At 45.2% G+C, this 21702-nt stretch carries 17 protein-coding genes; 5 read left to right on the forward strand and 12 right to left on the reverse strand.

Annotated elements, in window-relative coordinates; genetic code table 11:
* Positions 1–41: 41 nt before the first annotated feature.
* Entirely contained in the window at positions 42–1124 is a 1083-nt protein-coding gene (locus GC102_RS19925; protein ID WP_171642895.1) for a Gfo/Idh/MocA family protein, read from the reverse strand.
* Between the two features lie 190 nt (positions 1125–1314).
* Here GC102_RS19925 and GC102_RS19930 point away from each other — a divergent pair, with 190 nt between their 5' ends.
* The gene (locus tag GC102_RS19930) at positions 1315–2412 is read left to right on the forward strand and encodes a MerR family transcriptional regulator (RefSeq protein WP_171691104.1); all 1098 of its coding nucleotides are present in this window, start codon (positions 1315–1317) and stop codon (positions 2410–2412) included.
* Positions 2413–2446: 34 nt separating this feature from the next.
* Here GC102_RS19930 and GC102_RS19935 read toward each other — a convergent pair whose 3' ends face one another.
* The 3 genes from GC102_RS19935 to GC102_RS19945 all read right to left on the reverse strand — a co-directional run bounded on the left by GC102_RS19935 (position 2447) and on the right by GC102_RS19945 (position 6750).
* Complete coding sequence (locus GC102_RS19935) at positions 2447–3163, reverse strand: response regulator transcription factor (protein WP_171691105.1); 717 nt, start codon at positions 3161–3163, stop codon at positions 2447–2449.
* A 96-nt stretch (positions 3164–3259) separates the two neighbouring features.
* On the reverse strand, positions 3260–5056 hold the full coding sequence (gene pnpS, locus GC102_RS19940; RefSeq protein WP_171691106.1) for a two-component system histidine kinase PnpS: 1797 nt from the start codon (positions 5054–5056) through the stop codon (positions 3260–3262).
* 143 nt (positions 5057–5199) lie between these two features.
* Positions 5200–6750 (reverse strand): fumarate hydratase, encoded by a 1551-nt coding sequence (locus GC102_RS19945; RefSeq protein ID WP_171691107.1) that lies wholly within the window; start codon positions 6748–6750, stop codon positions 5200–5202.
* A gap of 116 nt (positions 6751–6866) precedes the next feature.
* Here GC102_RS19945 and GC102_RS19950 point away from each other — a divergent pair, with 116 nt between their 5' ends.
* A complete protein-coding gene (locus tag GC102_RS19950) occupies positions 6867–8003 on the forward strand; it encodes a polysaccharide deacetylase family protein (RefSeq protein WP_171691108.1) in 1137 nt (378 codons plus the stop codon).
* 47 nt (positions 8004–8050) lie between these two features.
* Positions 8051–8632 carry a 5'-deoxynucleotidase gene (gene yfbR, locus GC102_RS19955; protein ID WP_171691109.1) on the forward strand — a complete coding sequence of 194 codons (582 nt, stop codon included), beginning with the start codon at positions 8051–8053 and terminating at the stop codon, positions 8630–8632.
* Positions 8633–8729: 97 nt separating this feature from the next.
* Here the strand turns inward: yfbR and GC102_RS19960 are convergent, their stop codons facing one another.
* The 5 genes from GC102_RS19960 to citZ form a co-directional block, all read right to left on the reverse strand.
* Entirely contained in the window at positions 8730–9164 is a 435-nt protein-coding gene (locus tag GC102_RS19960; RefSeq protein ID WP_171691110.1) for a hypothetical protein, read from the reverse strand.
* Positions 9165–9388: 224 nt separating this feature from the next.
* Positions 9389–10963 (reverse strand): DNA-binding protein, encoded by a 1575-nt coding sequence (locus tag GC102_RS19965; RefSeq protein WP_171691177.1) that lies wholly within the window; start codon positions 10961–10963, stop codon positions 9389–9391.
* A gap of 199 nt (positions 10964–11162) precedes the next feature.
* Positions 11163–12104 (reverse strand): malate dehydrogenase, encoded by a 942-nt coding sequence (mdh, locus tag GC102_RS19970; RefSeq protein WP_171642903.1) that lies wholly within the window; start codon positions 12102–12104, stop codon positions 11163–11165.
* Positions 12105–12155: 51 nt separating this feature from the next.
* The gene (gene icd / locus GC102_RS19975) at positions 12156–13454 is read right to left on the reverse strand and encodes an NADP-dependent isocitrate dehydrogenase (RefSeq protein ID WP_171642904.1); all 1299 of its coding nucleotides are present in this window, start codon (positions 13452–13454) and stop codon (positions 12156–12158) included.
* 343 nt (positions 13455–13797) lie between these two features.
* Positions 13798–14910, reverse strand: a complete 1113-nt coding sequence (gene citZ / locus GC102_RS19980) for a citrate synthase (RefSeq protein ID WP_171691111.1) — start codon at positions 14908–14910, stop codon at positions 13798–13800.
* 302 nt (positions 14911–15212) lie between these two features.
* Here citZ and GC102_RS19985 point away from each other — a divergent pair, with 302 nt between their 5' ends.
* On the forward strand, positions 15213–16748 hold the full coding sequence (locus GC102_RS19985; RefSeq protein WP_171691112.1) for a Ppx/GppA phosphatase family protein: 1536 nt from the start codon (positions 15213–15215) through the stop codon (positions 16746–16748).
* Here GC102_RS19985 and GC102_RS19990 read toward each other — a convergent pair.
* Positions 16714–18855, reverse strand: coding sequence for an RNA degradosome polyphosphate kinase (locus GC102_RS19990; protein ID WP_171691113.1), 2142 nt, complete (start codon positions 18853–18855; stop codon positions 16714–16716). The two genes, GC102_RS19985 and GC102_RS19990, sit on opposite strands and share 35 nt — an antisense overlap.
* A gap of 192 nt (positions 18856–19047) precedes the next feature.
* On the opposite strand from GC102_RS19990, the gene ytvI reads away from it, so the two are divergent.
* Positions 19048–20184, forward strand: coding sequence for a sporulation integral membrane protein YtvI (gene ytvI, locus GC102_RS19995; RefSeq protein ID WP_171691114.1), 1137 nt, complete (start codon positions 19048–19050; stop codon positions 20182–20184).
* A 23-nt stretch (positions 20185–20207) separates the two neighbouring features.
* Here ytvI and GC102_RS20000 read toward each other — a convergent pair whose 3' ends face one another.
* Together GC102_RS20000 and GC102_RS20005 are read right to left on the reverse strand one after the other, a co-directional pair.
* Positions 20208–20603, reverse strand: a complete 396-nt coding sequence (locus GC102_RS20000; protein ID WP_171642909.1) for an FxsA family protein — start codon at positions 20601–20603, stop codon at positions 20208–20210.
* Between the two features lie 14 nt (positions 20604–20617).
* On the reverse strand, positions 20618–21082 hold the full coding sequence (locus GC102_RS20005; protein ID WP_171691115.1) for an acyl-CoA thioesterase: 465 nt from the start codon (positions 21080–21082) through the stop codon (positions 20618–20620).
* Positions 21083–21702 lie beyond the last annotated feature (620 nt).

The raw sequence follows: 21702 nt of genomic DNA on the forward strand, positions 1-21702 counted from the left end.
TCGAAGAAGGGGATTTCTCATTTCCCAGGAAATAGTCGAAACTAGTCGAAGTAAACAGCTTTCCCTGTTTTTGCTGATTCATAAATAGCTTCTAAGATTTCGGATACGACACATGCTTGCTCAGGGGTTACAACCGGATCTGTATCATTCTCGATCGCTTGAATCCATAGGCGCATTTCTAAATCCGGTGCACTTTCTGTTTCACCATCGTAGAAGGCTACTCCGCCAGCATTCAATTCAACTTCGGTCGTGTATAAACGGCTGTGCTTCTCACCATTAATGCGAAGACCGCCTTTCATATCAGCGCCGCCTTCTGTTCCGCTAAGTGTACATTTCGCTTCATCCACTTCAAGTGTATTCAGCGCCCAGCTCGATTCAAGAATAATCGTAGCACCATTTTTCATTGTAATCATACCAAATGCGGAATCCTCAACGGTGAACTTGGAAGGATCCCAAGGTCCCCAAGCATTAGCTGCATTTTCTCGTTGGGATAATTTATGATAAGAAGTACCCAGTACAACCTTCGGCTCATAGTTGTTCATCATCCACATCGTTAAATCAAGGGCATGCGTACCGATATCGATCAGCGGGCCTCCGCCTTGCTTCTCTTCATCAAGGAAAACGCCCCAAGTAGGTACCGCGCGGCGGCGAATCGCATGAGCCTTAGCGAAATAAATCTCACCTAGCTCGCCTTCCGAGCACAACTGGTGCAAATGTTGGCTATCGCCACGGAAGCGATTGTTGTAACCAACTGTCAGCTTCTTACCTGTACGCTTAGCTGCTTCCACCATACGGCGTGCATCTGCAGCTGTTTTGGCCATCGGCTTCTCTGACATGACGTGCTTGCCTGCTTCTAATGCAGCAATCGTGATTTCCGCATGTGAATCATTTGGCGTACAGACATGAACGATGTCAATGGAACTGTCTTTCAGGACCTCGCGGTAATCTTCATATACACGAGCGTCTTCTTTGCCATACTTAGCAGCAGCTTCCTGCGCTTTTTCAGAAATAATGTCACAGAAAGCAACCATTTCTACATTCTTTAATTTGTTCAAACTTGGCATGTGCTTGCCATTGGCAATACCACCACAACCAATAATTGCTATACGATACGTTTTTGACATGATAATCCTCCTTAGAGTTTTACTTTAGTAAAACTTCTTTCGTCATATAAGCCTTAGATATGTATAACCGTTAGGCTTCTCACAATTGCTCATAGCTAGTACTATATAAGAGTATAACAAAAACCTACAAAAATAAAATTTCTGATCTGGCGAAAATTGTATGCAATTGTGCCATGATGGAGGACCATACATGCTTATTAACGAAATTTCCCGCAAACTTGGCATCACAGCTAGAGCCATTCGCTTCTATGAGCAGAAAGGACTGTTAAAGCCTGCGAAGCAGAAAGAGAATGGCTATCGAACCTACACGGAACAAGATGCGTGGAGATTACAAACCATTATTTCTTTACGGGAAGTCGGAATGACACTTGAAGATATTCGTCAAACCTTAGCCCAAACCGATTTAAATCAACAAGAGGAAGTGCTTAGCGCCCTGCAGATGCAGCGTTCAATGCTGTTTCAACAGTGGACAGAAATGAAACAAATCATTGGTACAATGGATCAGATGATCCAAGCCGCTCAAGGAAGCAGCATACTGCCGACTGAACTGCTTTATGAGTTAGCCCTGCAAAGCAAGGAGCTGCGTGACCTAAGGGAAAGCTGGCGCGACCATTGGGATTTCGATCGAAAGGCCCAACAATTTGATGAGCTGCTGCAGCCTGCTTCTTCATTTGAAGATATCACAGAGGGCCCGCTGAACGACATCGATATAAGCAGCCCTCCCGTATATACAAGCTACGAAGCAGCTTTAGACAAAATCGCCCAGCTTATCTCTCCTGCTCATGGCCTTAAGGGGCTTGATGTAGGTACAGGCACCGGCAACTTAGCCGGCAAGCTGCAGCAAATCGGCCTAACCATGTCCGCGATCGACCAGTCCAAGCAAATGCTCAAGCTTTGCGCAGCTAAATTTGCTGACATCGAACTCAAACTCGGCAATGTACTGGCGATACCTTTCATGGATGGAACGTTTGATTATGTTGTCAGTTCGTTTGCCCTTCATCATCTGACAGAAGCGCAAAGGGAGCTCGCCTGGGGTGAAATGCTGCGGGTATTGAAGCCGGGCGGAGTCGTATGCTTAGCCGATTATATGATGCAAGACCGAAGTGAGGCAGATGCATTTCTAGCCAACCTCATCTCGTCAAAGGCAACCAAGCTGCCTATGATGCATGAGCAGGTCGAACTCTACATGACGCACACCCATATAACAGAGTGGTTACTCTCTCATACAAGCCAAGTTAAATCGGAGCCACTCAGGAACAGCATTTACGTTGTTTACGCACAAAAATGAGCCTGGGCCGCTGTTAACCAGCACCCAAGGCTCATTATTTTTTGACCATACTTGCTACTAACTTGTAGCCAACGCCACGGATTGAATCGATTTGAACAGACTGTTGATTCATTTCCAGCTTCTTACGAAGCGAGCTCACATGAACATCTACGGTTCTTTGGCCGCCAATATAGTCGAATCCCCAAACGATATTCATAAGATCGTCCCTTGTTACGACGACGCCCGGGCGCTGCACAAGATAAAGCAGGACCTCAAACTCCTTCGGTCTTAACGGAATGGAATCCCCATTCAGAACGACTTCATATTTCTCTGGATAAATGAACAATTCACCCGCCTGAATCACTTTCTCATTGCTCTTAAGTTTGTCCGCTGCCGCGTCCTCCGATTGTGTTCTTCGCAGAACGGCTGAGACGCGGGCAAGCAATTCCGCCACTCCAAAGGGCTTCGTTATATAATCATCAGCACCGTGCTTAAGACCTTGCACCACTTCATCCTCGGCATTGCGTGCCGTTAAAATAATAACAGGTGTGCTGTTACCTTTCTGCCTTAGCTTCGCTAATACCTCGAATCCATTCAGTCCAGGCAGCATAATATCCAGAATAATTAAGTCGTAAGTCTGCTGCAACGCCTCTTGAAGCCCATCGCCACCATGATCGACAACCTTCGTATCATACCCGTCCTGAGATAGGTTGTACGATAGCAATCGAGCTAGAGTTGGCTCGTCTTCAATAACTAGTATTTTTTGTGCCATGGGATCCCCCGCGTTTACAGTATATTTACATTGCACAACCTCATTTTACCACATGATTGTAAAAACAATGTAAATGTTTCATCATCGCTGTGTAAATTAGTGTATGACAGGCAATTCAATCGTGAACCTCGTACCAACGCCAACCTCACTATCGACCCGAATCGTTCCTTTATGCAGCTCAACTAAATGCTTCACAATTGATAATCCTAATCCTGTTCCACCTGAGCTTCTAGAGCGCGCTTTATCAACACGGTAGAATCTCTCGAAAATTCGAGGTAAGTCCTTCTTAGGAATGCCCATACCCGTATCCGAAACAATTAACCGCAGCCGTTCATAATCCCCATCTGCATTCATATCAAGTGGTTCTACACGTACTTTTACCTTGCCTCCATCATGTGTATAAGCAATACCATTGGAAAGGAGGTTGATGATAATTTGCCGTAACCGATCTTCATCCGCCTCGATATAAATATCGTCATCGACGAGCATACTCAGTTCAATATGCTTCTTCTCCGCTTCTTTTCGTAACACACTTAGCGATCTCTCAAGAAATTCAGGCAAGTAGATCGGCGAAAAATTCATCGGAATCCGCTTCGATTCGATTTTGGACAACTCCAGAATATCCCCAATCAATCGATTCAACCGCTCACTCTCATCAAAAATGATTTGTAAGAACGACACTGCCGTTTCCTTATCATTAAGCGCACCTGCCAGCAGCGTTTCGGCAAAGCCTTTAACTGCGGCAATTGGAGTCTTTAATTCATGCGATACATTCGCGACGAATTCACTGCGCATCCGCTCAAGTCTGCGAACAGCTGTAATATCGTGAATAACGATAAGAACACCCGACCATTCCTCATCTTCATGGGCAATTGGACTCAAATGAATATCGAGAATTCGCTCAGCTGGATAATAGAAAACCATCTCATCGCGAATTGGATCTTGTGTCTCAATACATTCTTGTATCAACTTTGTAAACTCATATTGCTGTTTGGCTTCATTATATTTCTTCCCCAGAAGCTCCTGTGAGGAGAAACCAAGAATGTATTCCGCAGCAGGATTTAAAAGCATAATCCGCTCTTCACGGTCAATCATCATAATTCCGCTCATCATATTTTCCATAACGCCTTGAAGCCTGCGTTCATTTTCCTGAATCCGAGCCATTTGCTGCTGCAAACTTTCGGACATGCGATTAATCGCTTGACCCAGCTGTCCAACCTCATCATTACTGTAAGCCGGAACGCGAGATTGGTAGTTCATATTCGTAATTTGCTGGGCTACTTTCGTCATCTTCTCAATGGGGTAAGTAATCCCTTTCGCAATCCGATAACTAACGATTCCTGCGATCAGAAACAAAATGATCAATCCAGAAATCAGGAAGTACCATAAGCTGCGGATCGACTTCCCTACCTGTTCCAAGCTCATAGAAATACGTAAAAACCCTGTTGTCTCCTTCGCTTCATTCTTCACTGGAATAGCAGCATACAGCATATTTTCCTTCAATGTATCGCTGTAACGCGTAACGTAGCCGACTCCATTCGCTGCTGCGGAAGCAATCTCCGGTCGATTCAAGTGATTGTCCATTTGTTCGGGTCTTTGATCAGAGTCACCTAGTACTTTGCCATCCGCTCGAACATACGTCACTCTCTCATGCGTTGCTTCTTTAAGGTGTTTGGCTTGTTCCGTATAGTAAGAAATCAACTCTGCATCGGTACCCTTTCGGTTCCAATCAACAGTAGCCGTAATGACCTGCAGCTCGCGTTCCATATTGTCTTGTAAAGACTTTATGTGAGAATTCTCAAGTACCTTAGCCATGAAAATGCCCGCAATCAGCATCGAACAACCAATCAATAAAATCAAAATAAAAGTTAGTTTGGCACGGAATTTGGTCATCTGATATTAAGCCTCCGATGGTCAGTCTCTCCATTTTCATGAATAAAAACAAGAAAAGGGCTACTCTACATAGTAACCCTTTCTTCCGTGCCTAATCCAGTATTTTTTTTGTAAAGGTGAAGGTTAAGTGCTTGCTTAAAAAATTATTTGAAAACAGGTTCTTTCAGAGCTGCCAGCTTCTCAAGTGAATTCTTCTCTACGTCAGCATGCAGGCTATTACCGTGTGAATCCATCGTTACGATAGCAGCGAATCCTTCTGTTTCTAAGTGCCACATCGCTTCTGGAATTCCGAATTCCATGTAGTCAACGCCTTCAACCTTTTTAAAGCACTGTGCGTAGTATTGCGCAGCACCACCGATAGCGTTCAAATAGACGCCGCCGTGTTCTTTCAAAGCTGCTAACGTTTTCGGTCCCATTCCGCCTTTACCGATGACTGCGCGAATACCGAATTTCTTGATAATATCACCTTGGTAAGGCTCCTCGCGAATGCTTGTCGTCGGTCCAGCCGCTTTAACGTGCCATTCGCCAGCTTCATCCTTACTCATCACTGGTCCGCAATGATAAATCGCGGCCCCATTCAGATCTACCGGTGCATCATGATCCATCAAATATTTATGCAGCGCATCGCGTCCTGTGTGCATCGTACCATTGATGACTACGACATCACCGACTTTGAGGCTGCGGATCTGCTCTTCCGATATTGGCGTTGTCAATACAACCTCACGGCGCTCTTCTTTTGGCGTATTCTTAGCTTCTTCTGCACTCGCCTCGAAAGCCTCTTGGAAAGAAACCTCTGTCCCTCTTGGATAAGACCAGCCATTGATTTCGCCAGTTTCCGCATTCAAGACAACGCCTTGACGACGGAACGCCCAACAGTTGTACGCTACAGAAACGAAGAAGCTTGCTGGCAAACGGTTCATTACGCCAACTTTACAGCCAAGTAATGTCACTTGACCACCGAAGCCCATTGTTCCAATACCAAGCGTATTGGCATGCTCCATGACGTACTCTTCAACCTTGCGCAGCTCCGGATGTGGATTCACATCGTCAACATGACGAAATAATTGGTGCTTAGCCAACTCGTACCCGCTTGTACGGTCGCCTCCAATACCTACGCCGATGAAACCCGCGCTGCATCCTTGACCTTGCGCTTGGTAAACCGCATGCATCACACATTTGCGAATGCCGTCAAGATCTCGTCCTGCTTTGCCTACACCTTCAAGATCAGCAGGCAAGCTGTATTGAATATTTTTGTTCTCACAGCCGCCGCCTTTTAGAATCAACTTCACTTCAATATCGTCACGTTCCCATTGCTCGAAATGAACAACCGGCGTACCAGGCCCAAGATTATCTCCGCTGTTTGCACCTGTAAGGGAGTCTACGGAGTTCGTGCGCAGCTTACTAGCTTTGGTTGCATTAGCAACCGCTTCTAAGATTTGCTTCTTCATGATAATTTGGTTTGCCCCAACAGGACAGTGTATAATAAACGTTGGCATACCCGTATCCTGACAAATTGGGGATACATTGCATTCCGCCATATGGATGTTATCCGCAATGCGAGATAGAGATAACGCAGAACGCGTGCCTTTGTCCTCATTTTCCTGAGCGGCTTGTACCGCACGGCGTACATCACCGGGAAGGTTTGTGGAAGTTTCGACAATCAAATCGTAGACGCTTTGATAAAAATACTGCATGACTAGGTCTGGCTCCTCTCTCAAATACACACATAATAATAATTACAAACTATTATAACATACCTCCCATGAAGAGTTCGACGGTTCTTGTGAGGAAAACAAGGAGATTCACTGACATGTACAAAAGAATCGCTATTTCGATTCTAGTTAGCCTGATTGGGCTCACCCTTCTGCTTACGCCGCTGCAGGCCAAGCGCTCCGGGGATATTTACTACCAGGACCAAGTTGCCGTTCTTATGTACCATCATGTGCATGAAAAGGACACCAGCTCAAGCACAATTACAAGCTCTCTTTTTCAAAATCAGCTTCAATCGCTACTTAGCAAAGGCTATCATTTTATTTCCTTAGAAGAGTTCAAACAGTACATGGAGGGCGCTACCGTTCCATCCAATGCTGTGCTGGTAACATTCGATGATGGCTATCAAAGCTTCTATACAGCGGCCTATCCGATTTTGAAAAGCTTGCGAATTCCCGCTGTGAACTTCGTTATTACCAATGACTTAACGAATCCGCTGGGGTCCTACATCCCTTCCATGTCGAAGGAACAAATCAGTGAGATGACGCATGCCACGAACTTCATCGATATTGGCTGCCATACCAACAATCTTCATCACAAGCTTCCAAATGGTGAAGCAGCGCTGGTAGGAAGATTGGATGCAGAGAACGATGATGATTATAAGCAGCGTGTTTACAAAGATACGCAAGCTTGCATCGGCAAGCTCGCAGGCTTAACGGATAAGCCGCTCGACGCGTTGGCGTACCCATTCGGCATCACGTCGCCGGCGGCGACAGAGCAGGTTGCGAAGGCGGGTATCCGCTATGCCTTCACGATTTCACCAGAGATGGCGACGCGAAGCGCCGATCACCTGTTGATCCCGCGGATCAACGCGGGCAGCCCCGGCATCACGCCGGAGCTGCTGCATCGCTCGATCCAGCGCCGGGTCTTGGCGCAGCCGGGCAGTGCACCGCTGCGCGTGGACGCGGCCGCTGCCGCAGCGCAGCTCGGCGGCAGCGCAAATGCGGAAGGCGGAGAGCTTCGCCTCCGCCTCGGGCAAGAGGCATTCACCCTGCAGGTGAATGCGAAGGCAGCGACGCGCGGGAACGCGCGCGTCACGCTGCGGCAGCCCGTGCTGCGCGAGCACGGGCTGGTCACGATCGCGCTTGATGATCTTGGCGCGCTGATCGGGCAACCGCTCGTCTACACCCCGGCCACCGGGAAGGTGGCAGTGAGGGTGCCGCCGAGCGTCAAATAAGCCGTTTTATTCACTTTAAAAGATTGGAACAAAGAGGAGTTAACCCGATGAATCATCACTTTTTCGCTTACTTATATCGACTTAAATATATTGATCGCTGGAGTCTCATGTGGAACATGCGCAGAGAAAACGTAGCTGAACATTCTTTCTATGTCTCGACGATTGCGCATATGTTATGCACCATTGCCAACGAAGTATATGGACGCAACGTACCAACGGATCGCGTGGTATCAATCGCATTGTTCCACGATGCTTCGGAAGTACTAACAGGGGATATCCCCCAGCCTGTGAAGCATAACAATGAGCAAATATTGCGGAACTTCCGTGAGATCGAAGATGTCGCTGTTGAACGACTTATTCAAACTATTCCACCTGAAATCAGCGGCATCTACCGCAAATTAATTCAAGATCCTGATCCTGAGCTCTACCGCTGGGTGAAAGCCGCCGACTTGCTCGAAGCTTATATCAAATGCTTAACTGAGCTCTCTACTGGCAACCGCGAATTCGTAGTCGCGAAGCAGCAAGTCCTGGAAAGCTTGCAGAAAATGAACATGCCTGAAGTTGATTATTTCCTCGAGCATATGAGTGCATCGTTTGAGAAAACATTAGATGAAATCACATTGGATTAATGGACGCACCTGTTCGAATATGAACCAAGTTCCGAAAATGCAGAAAGAGCATGTCATCAGAAGATGAACATGCTCTTTCTTTTCTGTTTCCTTAAACTTACGACAGCAGCTGTGGATTCGTCATAATCAGTACTGCCACGATTACAGCGATTGCTGCGATCCAGCTGAATGTTTTAATTTTGGCGGCATCAGAAGCTGTGCTTTTACCTGCTTTGCTATTCGCTATCAGCTTTTTGATTCTACCACCGATCATCCCAGTGATTGCTCCTACAATCAGAAGAAGAACTATGGAAGAGATCATCCATAGGACGGACGGCTTCGGATCCACTTGACTGATCATTGCGCCACCTGTAAGGAAGGTTACAATTAGTGAAAATTGACCGATGCGATTGATCTTAGCTATCACGCCGACAAAACCCTCTTGGGCAGCTCCAGACAAAGTTGCAGCTCGTCCCACTAGGAATGGGAACATGACATACGCACCAAGCAATAAAGCACTAACGACATGTAAAAAAATCATAACTGGATACATTTGGACAACCTCCGCAAATTTATGTAATAGTTTTCCTTAGTATAACCGAATTGGAACAGTCCCGACAAGAAAGCGATCCCATGAATACAGTTAATTCACTATATCTACACATAACTGTGACTAAATTTACGCAAAACAACCCCACGAACTCATCAAGATCATGAGCCCGCAGGGTTATTTTCGCTTCCTATTGAATCAAGCCGGTGGTCTTTCAACTTAACGTTTTAAGGGAGTGGCTCAGCTGGAACGTTAGCGATCGTAACGGCCTCTGTAAATTTGGCTGTCGTGTTCTGTCTCAATCGCATATTAGCAGAACCGGAGATGCTCGGATTAATTTGAATACTCACAATCTTCTCCGCATGACCACTTGCGTCAGCAGTTAATGAGAAGCTCGTGCTGTAACCGTAGGTAGAAGGCCATGTGCCATTACTATTTTGAACCTTCGCGACCTGGGTACCTGAACCATTATAAATACCAAGATTATAGCCGGTTGTTGTTGAATTTGCTGTTAGGCCATTTAGAATAATCTTCACTTGAAAAACGGCCTGATTTGGCAATTGCGTTTGATGGACAAAAGCAAACGGATCTGTCGTATTCGTGGCGGTACTATATCCGTAAGATCCTACTTTAAATGTTGAAGGATCCCACCACTTATAACCAGCTGCAGGTGCTGCCCAAGGCTCGGCCTGCGGCTCTGTTGTATTAGCCGGCTGCTCCCATGAGTAGAGAGTAGTTGCTGAATCCAATGTAAGGCCTGGCACTTGCGTTAAACTTGTATAACTTTCTTTGGTTGCCAACCAGTTCACCATATTTACTAAAAGAGAAGCGTCATTCTGCTCTTGGAATCCCGCATACGTAGTTTTCGTACCGCCTGTCTCTTCCCTCTTATACTTTGGCGTCGCATCTTCAACTGGTGAGGAATCGCCAATGAATCCGGCTTTGCCTGCACTCACTTTGGAAACAGCAACATAAGGACCTTCTGCTACACCTCCACCGTTGTATACCCCTTGATCCACAGCACTAGCCCATTTGGTCGTCATCGCTGGTAGGTAAACAATACCTTTGGCTTTGTTCGGATCTGTAACCGCTAATGTCGAGCCTGCATGCATAGCGACCGTGGAGACACCACTCGTAATGTTAAAAGCCTGCGATGGGCTCACGATATTATTCGCTGTAATATCACCTAATGCGTTATAACGGAACTTCACACCGAAATTGGCCGACAACCAATCAGAGCTTGCAACACCCTGCATCGCTGCCGAAGCTGCCTCTGCTGTACTCATTCCCGCAGCTGGATTGGTCCATGCGCCGCGGCGAAAGCCATTGAATACTTCCGAAGCATCCCAACGATTTTTATTACGATCTGCATTGTAATGATCGCCAATGAAGAAGATGCTGCCACCGCCTTGCACATACTGCAGCATGGCGCTTTGCTCAGATGTCTTGTATGGAATATTAGCCTCACCAATTACGAACACATCATACGCTGATAAATCGGAGAGTGTAATCGCAGTACTCTTACGCAGTTCTTTTACAAAATAGCCTGCATTTCCTAATGCGTTAGCAAAATCAGAGAAACCGCCGTCAATAACCCAATCAGCTGCACCTGCAGTTTGACCGTGCGTATTATCAAACAGCACCTTTTTGCCATTCGCCGTTGTCGGCGTTATCGATGGCGCGGGGTCATTCGGACCTTCCGCATAAGCTTGTGGAACAATGCCTAACAATGATACGGATAATGCTGCGGTTAAACAGAGTCTCCTCCAGTTTCTTGTTCCTAGCAAGCTTTTCTTCAACATCAAATCCCACCATCCTATGGATTTTTTAGCCAATTATGCTGGCCTAAGCCTATCGTAGCATAGACCATTAACTGGGAATAGTAGTTGGAAATCAATTTACAAAATTAACAAAAGATTGTGCATCGCCACAATAAAATGAACAAAAAAAAGAACCAACCACCTATTCGCATAGGTAGTTGATCCTTCATCTAAAAACGTATTAACCTGTTACAACTTTGATTACGTTGCGCACAGAGTTTGCTGTTTTGTCCAAAGCTGTTTTCTCTTCGTCAGTAAGCTCGATGTCAAGAATTTTCTCGATACCGTTAGCACCAAGTACAGTTAGAACGCCCATGAACAGGTTGTCGTAGCCATATTCGCCTTCAAGAAGAGCGATCGTTGGGATGATACGTTTTTTATCTTTAAGGATTGCTTCTGTCATTTGCACAAGGGAAGCTGCTGGTGCGTAGTATGCACTACCGTTACCAAGTAGGTTAACAATTTCGCCGCCGCCAGTACGTGTACGTTGAACGATAGCTTCAATACGGTCAGCTGGGATCAGCTTCTCGATTGGCACGCCGCCAGCGTATGTGTAACGAACGAGTGGAACCATGTCATCGCCGTGTCCACCGATAACAACACCTTTAACATCCTCAACGGATACATTCAACTCTTGGGAGATGAACGTCAGGTAACGAGCTGTATCGAGTACGCCGGATTGACCGATTACGCGGTTTTTCGGGAAGCCAAGTGCTTGGAATGCTACGTAAGTCATCGCATCAACAGGGTTACTCAAGATGATAACGATGGAATCAGGAGCTACTTCTCTCACGTTCTCACAAACGGATTTCACGATTCCTGCATTCGTGTTTACCAAATCATCGCGGCTCATACCCGGTTTACGAGCGATACCGGCTGTGATGATAACGATATCGGAACCAGCAGCATCCGCATAGTTGGAAGTACCTGTGATTTGGCTATCGTATCCTTGAACTGGACCTGCTTCGAGCATGTCGAGCGCTTTCCCTTTTGTAGGGTTTTCCAATTGTGGGATGTCGAGAAGAACAACGTCACCAAGTTCTTTTTGAGCTAACATAAGAGCAGTTGTTGCACCCGTGAAGCCAGCACCGACGACAGTAATTTTATTACGACGAATTGCCATTTGAGATGTACCTCCTAATAGTTTTTAGTAGATCAACTTTTCTCAAAAGAATTAAGCCATGTTTTTGATGATTTCGTTCGCGAACTCGGAACATTTGATTTCTTTCGCGCCTTCCATCAAACGAGCAAAGTCATAAGTGACGGTTTTGTTATTGATGGATGTTTCCAAACCTTTGTAGATCAAGTCAGCCGCTTCCAACCAGCCAAGGTGCTCAAGCAACATTACGCCAGATAGGATTACGGAACCTGGGTTAACTACGTCAAGACCAGCGTATTTAGGAGCTGTACCATGTGTAGCTTCGAAGATTGCGTGACCAGTCAAGTAGTTGATGTTTGCTCCAGGAGCGATACCGATACCGCCAACTTGTGCAGCAAGTGCATCAGATAGGTAGTCACCGTTCAAATTTAATGTTGCGATAACGTCGAAGTCAGTAGGACGAGTCAATACTTGTTGCAAAGCGATGTCAGCAATAGCATCTTTTACGATGATTTTGCCAGCTGCTTCAGCGTCTTTTTGAGCTTTATTAGCTGCTTCAGCGCCTTCTGCTTCTTTGATACGATCGTATTGTGCCCATGTAAATGTTTTGTCCGCATATTCACGCTCAGCAAGCTCATAACCCCAGTTTTTGAACGCGCCTTCTGTGAACTTCATGATGTTACCTTTGTGTACCAAAGTTAGCGTTTTACGGCCGTGTTTGATCGCGTACTCGATTGCAGCGCGGACCAAACGCTCAGTACCTTCGGAGGATACTGGCTTAACGCCGATTCCTGAAGTTTCTGGGAAGCGAATTTTGTTAACGCCCATTTCGTCTTGAAGGAATTTAATAACTTTCTTAACTGCGTCGGAACCAGCTTCCCACTCAATACCAGCGTAGATATCTTCTGTATTTTCACGGAAAATAACCATGTCAACTAGCTCAGGACGTTTAACTGGGGATGGAACACCATTGAAGTAACGAACTGGACGGGAACATACGTAAAGATCTAATTCTTGACGAAGTGCAACGTTCAGGGAACGAATACCGCCGCCGATTGGCGTTGTAAGAGGTCCTTTGATGGACACGATGTATTCGCGCATAGCTGTTAATGTATCGTTAGGCAGCCAGTTGTTGTATTTGTTAAAAGCTTTCTCGCCGGCAAAAACTTCGTACCAAGCGATTTTTTTCTCGCCTTTGTATGCTTTCTCAACTGCAGCATCCAGAACGCGTACGGAAGCAGCCCAGATATCAGGACCTGTACCGTCACCTTCGATGTAAGGGATGATTGGGTTGTTAGGTACTTGCAGAACACCATTCTCGATGGTGATTTTTTGACCTTCTTTTGGTAGTTCGTAGGATTCGAATTGTGGCATGATTAGTTCCTCCTAAAATTTATGTAGATTAGTTTATCGAAAAAGTTACTGTTGCGCGTTACGTTGCGTGCTTTTGCCAATGCCTTCCGACCGCTGTTATCATCCTGTCCAATTGAATTGATTTTATGGTATGGACAGGATTCTAAAGGCGGCCACTACGTTTCTCCAGGCACTGCCAAGCACTCCACTTAGCTATATAACTGCTGCGAGAAACTTCCTAAGAAATTTAACTCGTCACCGTAGTAGTGAGGGTAAACACACAAAAGTGACGGGAGTTGCGGTACTCCCCCGGGTTAACCGAGGACGGGTACCGAACTTCCCGCACATGGAGTTAAAATGACAATTAGCGAGCGCTAATTGGAATGTATTTTTGGTTAACCGGACCCGTGTACTCAGCGCGAGGGCGGATCAAACGGTTGTTTTCGTACTGCTCCAAGATGTGGGCAGCCCAACCCGATGTACGGCTGATCGCGAAGATCGGCGTGAACAGGTCGCGTGGGATTTCCAACGTTGTGTAAACGGAAGCAGAGTAGAAATCAACGTTTGGTTTCAAGCCTTTGAGGCTAGTGACCAACTCGTCTGCTTTAATGGACATTTCGTACCATTTAAGGTTGCCAGTTAGTTTACCAAGCTCATAGGACATTTTTTGCAAGTGCTTCGCACGCGGATCTCCGTTTTTGTAAACACGGTGTCCAAAGCCCATGATTTTGTCTTTGCGCTCTAATTTATCGTTGATGTAAGGAACTACGTTCTCTACAGTACCAATTTCTTCCAGCATCGCCATAACAGCTTCGTTCGCACCGCCGTGAAGAGGTCCTTTGAGCGTGCCGATTGCTGAAGTAATACCCGAGTAGATGTCTGTTAAAGTTGCAACAGTAACGCGCGCTGCGAATGTGGATGCATTCAGCTCATGGTCAGCGTGTAAAACTAATGCTTTGTCCAAAGCTTCGATAGCGATTTTATCCGGTTCGTTACCTGTGAGTTGGTACAAGAAGTTAGCAGCAACAGAAGCATATCCTGGGGACGCTAACGGTTCTTTACCTTCACGGATACGAGCGAAAGCTGCGATAATGCCAGGAATTTGTGCTTGCAGCTTGATCGCTTTACGCACATTGGATTCAGGGCTCAAATCGTTCGCTTCTTCATCATAAAGTGCAAGAGCCGATACTGCTGTACGAAGAGCAGCCATGGAATTAACATCTTTAGGGAATGCTTTGATCTGGTCGATAACCGCATCAGGCACCTTGCTGTAAGCGTTCAGGTCGCTTTGCAGTTTCTCAAGCTCAGTTTGGTTAGGCAATTTGCCGAACCAAAGCAAATAAATAACTTCTTCAAATGTCGCATTTTCTGCGAGGTCATCAATATCAATCCCGCGATACGTTAGCACACCATCTACAATGGAGCTGATCGACGAGGTCGTGGCTACAATTCCTTCTAAACCTTTGGTTGCAGACATGGGAATCTCTCCTTAGCTACTCTATTAGCAAAAAATTGCTTTTTTCCTAACTTAATAATAAAGTATTTTGTTTAATAAGTGAACAAAAGCAGACATAAAACTTCATTATCACTATCATAAAGAATCTTTTTGGCGGAAATCGTCACTGTTTTTTTGAACAATCTCTTCAAAACACACGATACAAGTTTTTGTTAATTTCCCCGATTTATGCAACCCAAGAGGAAAAGTTTGTCGAGTCGTGTTGAGATTGATACAATGTAGGCAAAGTAATAGTGATTTTTCTCTGAAAAAGGAGCAAATACATGAGCAGCAGCGCAAGTATCGGCATCATTGATATCGGATCTAACTCGATTCGACTTGTTATCTACGAAATTAATGCCAATGGGGCATACCGTGTAGTCAGTGAGCATAAGGATTCCGCTAGACTCAGTGAACGAATCGCTTCCGATGGCTTTTTACATAGCAAAGACATTATTTCCATAGTTCCAATTCTATCCCACTATGCCCTTTTATGCAAAGTTCATGAGGTTCAGACAATCAAGGCCGTAGCAACAGCGGCTATACGTAACGCGGCCAATTCAGCTGAAATTGTGCGAATTCTCCAGGAACAGACCGGACTTCATATTGAAGTACTGAGTGGGACAGAAGAAGCTCGATATGGCTATTTAGGCGTAATCAATACCATCGATATTCGTGACGGCTTGATCATTGATATTGGCGGAGGGAGCACGGAAGTCACATTGCTTCGTAACCGGAAATTGCTGCACAGCGTTTCCTTTCCATTCGGTGCGGTGAACACCACACGCCAATTTATGAAAAATGGGAATCTGACCGAGCAGGAAATGGGTGATATTCGTCGGATGGTTGAAGATGCGATTTTGGCTCATCCTTGGATTGCCGGATCTCCTAATCTGCCTATGATTGGTCTAGGCGGAACGATTAGAACCCTAGGGAAAATAAGCCAAAAACGCAGTAAATACTCGCTTCAGCTTGCCCACAATTACACGCTGAAACCTGGGGAGCTTCGTGATTTCCTTCTATTGTTATCCTCCATGCCACTGGAAAAACGAAAAAAAATAGATGGTCTCTCCAAAGATCGCGCAGATATTATCATTCCGGGACTGATCATTATGGACACCATATTCGAAGTAGCGGGTTCATCAGCTTGCATTATCAGCGGATCAGGACTGCGTGATGGCCTATTCTATGAAACGTTAGATCCTAAGCATCCAATCAAGGAGGATGTTCTTGAAGCAAGCATCAATAATTTACTTTTGCTCCATCCGAACGCCGCTGTGAAACATGTCTCTCATGTAGATAAATTCGCCATGCAGCTTTATCTTACGCTCACTGTTCCACCCGAATCGGAAGATCGAAGCCAAAGATACCTGCATACCGCTGCCCTCTTGCATCGAATTGGAGCCAGCGTCCATTATTACCATTACCTCAAACATACACAATATATGATGACAGGGGCGCATATCGACGGGCTCAGTCATCGAGAAATTGTTATTTGCTCTTTCATTGCTACTTACAAAACAAAAAACCGGACCCAGCAACAAGTCCTAGCTTACAAGGACCTATTGATCGAATCCGACGCGGCATTAATTGTAAAGTTAGGTACCCTGCTTAAATTAGCAATGGCTTTGGATCATAGTGAGACGCAGCCTGTGCAAGAGCTGCTAACAACGAAAACCGAATCGACCTTAACTCTCAAGCTGTTATGTATCCACAACCCAATTATGGAGCTTAAGGAACTCGCGGCTATCAGCAAAGATTTCGAAAAAATCTGGGGGCTGAAGCTTAAGACCCAAGCCGGAGTTTTTTCCAAGAAGTAATTTTCATTGCCTCGAACTGGCTCCGATAAGGGGTCAGTTCATTTTTTATGCGACTATACATCCCGTTGGGCATCAGTTCTCTTGCTTTGACATTATCATGCAGGGTAACATTCAGAATTTGAATCATCACTTTCTTCATTTCAGGGTCAAGAACCGGACACATCAGCTCAATACGACGTGTCAAATTACGTGTCATCCAGTCAGCCGAAGATAAATAGACATCAACTAGTCCGCCATTTTCGAAATAATAAATGCGGGAATGCTCCAAGAAACGATCCACAATACTCCGAACCGTAATATTCTCGCTAATCCCAGGCACCCCTGGACGCAAGCAGCATACGCCGCGAATAATTAATTCAATCTTCACACCTGCTTGCGAAGCCGCATACAAGGCATCTACCATCTCTTGATTGGATAATGAGTTCATTTTTGCAATAATTCGGGCTGGTCTGCCCGCTCTAGCGTGCTCAGCTTCACGTTCGATAAGCTCGAATAGCTTATCCTTCAAATCCGTAGGAGCCACAGCGAAAGACTGCCAATCATGAGGCGCAGAGTAGCCAGTAATTTCATTGAAAAGCGCGGAAGCATCCTCTCCAATCACACTATTTGCAGTGAATAGCCCTACATCTGTATAAAGACGAGCTGTGCTGTCGTTATAATTACCTGTTCCCACATGAACATATCTGCGGAGAGTCTGCTCTTCTTGTCTCACGACGAGTGTGATCTTGGCATGCGTTTTGAGCCCTACAAGTCCATAAACCACATGACAGCCTGACTTTTCAAGCATTCTTGCCCATGCAATATTTCGCTCTTCGTCGAATCTGGCTTTCAGTTCTACGACTACCGTGACCTGCTTCCCGGACTCCGCGGCTCTCGCTAACGCTTGAATAATCGGCGAGTTTCCACTCGCTCTATACAGTGTCATTTTGATCGCGAGCACTTTCGGATCATAGGCAGCATGGATGATGAAGTCTGTTACTGCGTCGAATGTTTCATAGGGATGATGCACCAGTACATCTTTTTGCTTTAGAACCTCGAAAAAGTCAGTCGTATCCTCAAATTCTATGGGATATTTGGCAGCAATACGCGGATAGCGAAGATTTTCATAGCCATTGAGCGTACCGGCCAGCTTCATGAAATAAGTGATGTCCAGCGGACCGTCAATTTCAAAAATTTGTTCTTCAATCTCAAACTCTTCCTGAAGCTGGGCAAGCGCATAAGGGTGAATGCCCTCTTGTACTTCAAGTCGAACAGGAGAGCCCCAGCGTCTGCGTCTAAGCTCCTTCTCGATCTCCTCAAGGAGATCTTCCGCCCCTTCTTCATTGAGCGTTAAATCGGCGTTTCTAGTCACTCTGAACCCGTGAACGGAAATCGGAATGTATCCACTGAAAAGCGATTCTATATGATGTTCGATCAATTCTTCAATAAGAATAAATTCTGTTTTTTTACTATTTGGCCGTGTTGGCACGGGAATATAACGGGATAAATTGCTCGGTACTTGAACGATGGCAAAATAAGGCTCATCATCCGGATCATCCCCTTCTCGCACAAGTAAGACGGCTAAATAGACGGATTGATTATGTACAAGTGGAAATGGACGACTTTGATCCACGGCCATCGGCGTTAATACAGGAAAAATAATATCATGATAATAAGCATCCATGGCTTTTTTTTGTGTCGTATTCAAATCTTCAAATTCCGTAAACACAATGCCTTCTTTGGTTAACAGTCTCGTTACTTCTCGATACGTTTTGTACTGTTCTGTTACCATTTTGGCAGTACGCTTCATAATTCGTTTAATAAGGCCGGCAGGCGTGTAGCCTGTGAAGTCTTTCTTTGTATATCCAGCCTTGATTTGATCCTTCAGTCCTGCGACACGAACACTCATGAACTCATCGAGATTGCTGGATACGATTGACAGGAATTTTACACGCTCAAGCAGCGGTGTGCTCGCATCTTGAGCTTCCTCCAGAACACGCCAATTGAACTCGATCCAGCTTAAATCCCGGTTTAAGTACTTGGTCGAAATCTCTTTGACTTCCTTGACTTCTTTGACTTCTTTGAGCTCTTTAACTTCTTTCAAATCAGGTTCGCGCGCAATACTCATAAAGCCTCCACTTATATTTTCTTATGTTTTCTATCTGTGCCATTTATCTTCATTGTACTATGCGTGCTCTACACCGACAATGCAGAATCCCCTGTTTTAATATATGAAGATTTTGTAAAGGTGATGTTATTTCCGTATTTATCCAAGATCATGTTACAATGAAAAGACTTGAAATAAGGAGAGAAAAAGACCATGGGTATCCTGAATCCACGTTTAGTTCACCAGATTTTCAGGGGCATTTGGGTGGCACTAATTATTGTTCTAGTCGGGCTCGCTTTCTACTATGTTATCCCACTGATTTACCCATTTATTTTCGGCTGGATTCTAGCTCTTATGCTTAATCCCCTTGTGAACTTCTTCCAATTCAAGGTAAAGTTGCCGCGCTGGCTTGCTGTGACCTTATCCATGTTGTTATTCATAAGTGCCATGGTTACGGCCATAACCTTACTAGTTGCGAATATAGTCGTAGAATTAGGTTCACTTGCGGATACCTTGCAGATTCAGATTAACCTCTGGGTGGAGCAATTCAATGTTTTCATTAATTCTACAGCTTTCCAGAATTGGATTGAACGTATCAATCAGTTTTTTGAAAATAACCCAAAATATCAAGAAACCGTCAACAACAATTTATCCTCGACAGCAGGCTCCATTGCAGACGTGAGTAAGTTCATTATTGGCTATGTATTTGACACGCTGAAAAGATTTCTAACTTCTTTGCCAAATATCGCAACCATCACCATTATTGTTATGCTGGCCACCTTTTTCATTAGTAAAGATTGGTATCAGCTTATCAAACGATATAAAGGGATCTTCTCCGATATGATTGTGAAAACCACTCAATTGATTCGGACCGATTTGCAAAAAGCTCTGTTCGGCTACATGCGCGCCCAACTGATTCTTGTTTCGCTAACCGCTCTTGTGGTTATCATTGGCCTGCTGGTCTTGCGCGTTGACTATGCCATAACCATCGGTTTGTTAACAGGCTTAGCGGACCTCATGCCTTATTTGGGGACAGGTGCGGTCATGGTGCCTTGGATTTTGTATGTTTTCTTTGCGCAAGGTGACTATTTCCTCGGAATCGGTCTTAGTGTTCTGTATGGTGTCATCGTGATTGCCAGACAGATTATGGAACCTAAGGTGCTCGCCTCCTCGGTCGGATTAGACCCTCTTGCTACGTTAATCGCTATGTTCGTTGGATTAAAACTATTCGGACTCCTCGGACTTCTTGTTGGTCCTGTGACTCTTATTCTGATTGCAGCGTTCTATCGCGCAAGAATTTTTCATGATATGGCGGCTTATATACAAAAAGGCTCGGCACCTCCCAAATAAACGGGGTGGCCGAGCCTTTGTTTTTATCTACGTTTTATGATATTGATACGGCCTCTGCCGATTTGTTTTTGAATCAGTGCAAGCAGCATAACCTTGAAGATCGGTCTCGTGTAAGGAAAAACAAGTAGAAATCCGAAAATATCCGTGATGAACCCCGGTGTAATTAATAGAATGCCTCCGATGAAAATACAGATTCCATCTAACAAATGCTGTGCAGGCAGTTGGCCCTGAGACCACTCAAACTTGGCATACTCCAGCACTTTGCGCCCTTCCCGCTTGGCGAAATAGGCACCTAAGAAGCCGCTTATTATAATAAGCGCGAATGTTGTCCAGCCGCCTATAAAATGCCCAAGTGTAATAAGAAGCGTAATTTCTATGGCAGGCACTAGAATTAAAATGGCAAGAATGATACGAAACATAAGCTCAGCCCCTTTTATGAATACTTAGCTAACAGCTGCCATAATTCTGGCGCTTCCTTCTCTATACGTATTGGCTTCCAAGAAGGATTCACCCAAACGTGACGAGTTGCTCCAGTAACAAGTAATTCTCCATTAGGTTGTGCAGCAGAATCTTCGTTTAGAGCCAACATTTCTTCCGAAACTTTACGGATTTCATAGGCAAAATGGAGCCGAACACTGCTCATGTCAATCACTCGTGTGTTCACGCATACCAAGTCATCATAACGAGCAGGCTTCTTGAACTTAATCTCCGCTTCAACAAGCGGCAGCAAAAGTCCCTTCTCCTCAATTCGCCGATATGGGTATCCAAGCTCCCTGATAAGTTCGGTCCGCCCAATCTCGAACCACGTCAAATAGTTGGCATGGTACACAACCCCCATTTGATCCGTTTCTTCATATCTCACACGAAACTGATGCTGATGCCAGCGCTCCTGAGTCATGATGATGTATTCCTCCAATAACAAGTCTTAAAACAATTATAGCACAGCTGGGACTAGGGATGGGTAGTGCTGGGGAGTGCTAGGGAATGATGCGGAGTGCTGAAGAGTGCTTTGGAGTGATGCAAGTGATACGGAGTGCTGGGAAGCGAGGCGGAGATGATAAATGTTGCGGAGTGAGGCGGAGTGCTTTGGAGTAATGTGTGTACTCAGATTGGAAGAAATACCTAAATCTTACTTGATGGGGTCTATGCACTTGATTAGAGCGGATGCTAGGTCCCGCATTCTCTCTTTATGATCTCTTAGCGAGGATTTGTTCGGTACGCAAGCAACATTTTGACGCTTAGGGGAACCCAGAAGCCTTATTTCGCTGAATTCAGCCTTTTGGAAGGATGAAGCGGAACTACGTGACGCTATTTCAGTAAAATTTAGTCTTTTCCCCTTCATTTCGAATAAATAGCGACCTCTCGTTCCGTTAATCATCTGAAAACGTGGTTTTACATTAAATAAGGTGCTCTCGTTCCGTTTGCTGTGGGGATTGAGCTCGTATACTACCTTCGGGACGGGTATGAATGCATAAGCTGCCGTAGTTTATAAAATAAAAAGAGTGAAGGCGAGACTAC

The organism is Paenibacillus germinis (assembly GCF_013141785.1).
Taxonomy (GTDB): Bacteria; Bacillota; Bacilli; order Paenibacillales; family NBRC-103111; genus Paenibacillus_E; species Paenibacillus_E phytorum.

Coding starts and splice junctions, on each gene's coding strand:
- GC102_RS19925 (WP_171642895.1), bottom strand. CDS start 1,124: ATGTCAAAAACGTATCGTATAGCAATTATTGGTTGTGGTGGTATTGCC.
- GC102_RS19930 (WP_171691104.1), top strand. CDS start 1,315: ATGCTTATTAACGAAATTTCCCGCAAACTTGGCATCACAGCTAGAGCC.
- GC102_RS19935 (WP_171691105.1), bottom strand. CDS start 3,163: ATGGCACAAAAAATACTAGTTATTGAAGACGAGCCAACTCTAGCTCGA.
- pnpS (WP_171691106.1), bottom strand. CDS start 5,056: ATGACCAAATTCCGTGCCAAACTAACTTTTATTTTGATTTTATTGATT.
- GC102_RS19945 (WP_171691107.1), bottom strand. CDS start 6,750: ATGCAGTATTTTTATCAAAGCGTCTACGATTTGATTGTCGAAACTTCC.
- GC102_RS19950 (WP_171691108.1), top strand. CDS start 6,867: ATGTACAAAAGAATCGCTATTTCGATTCTAGTTAGCCTGATTGGGCTC.
- yfbR (WP_171691109.1), top strand. CDS start 8,051: ATGAATCATCACTTTTTCGCTTACTTATATCGACTTAAATATATTGAT.
- GC102_RS19960 (WP_171691110.1), bottom strand. CDS start 9,164: ATGTATCCAGTTATGATTTTTTTACATGTCGTTAGTGCTTTATTGCTT.
- GC102_RS19965 (WP_171691177.1), bottom strand. CDS start 10,963: ATGTTGAAGAAAAGCTTGCTAGGAACAAGAAACTGGAGGAGACTCTGT.
- mdh (WP_171642903.1), bottom strand. CDS start 12,104: ATGGCAATTCGTCGTAATAAAATTACTGTCGTCGGTGCTGGCTTCACG.
- icd (WP_171642904.1), bottom strand. CDS start 13,454: ATGCCACAATTCGAATCCTACGAACTACCAAAAGAAGGTCAAAAAATC.
- citZ (WP_171691111.1), bottom strand. CDS start 14,910: ATGTCTGCAACCAAAGGTTTAGAAGGAATTGTAGCCACGACCTCGTCG.
- GC102_RS19985 (WP_171691112.1), top strand. CDS start 15,213: ATGAGCAGCAGCGCAAGTATCGGCATCATTGATATCGGATCTAACTCG.
- GC102_RS19990 (WP_171691113.1), bottom strand. CDS start 18,855: ATGAGTATTGCGCGCGAACCTGATTTGAAAGAAGTTAAAGAGCTCAAA.
- ytvI (WP_171691114.1), top strand. CDS start 19,048: ATGGGTATCCTGAATCCACGTTTAGTTCACCAGATTTTCAGGGGCATT.
- GC102_RS20000 (WP_171642909.1), bottom strand. CDS start 20,603: ATGTTTCGTATCATTCTTGCCATTTTAATTCTAGTGCCTGCCATAGAA.
- GC102_RS20005 (WP_171691115.1), bottom strand. CDS start 21,082: ATGACTCAGGAGCGCTGGCATCAGCATCAGTTTCGTGTGAGATATGAA.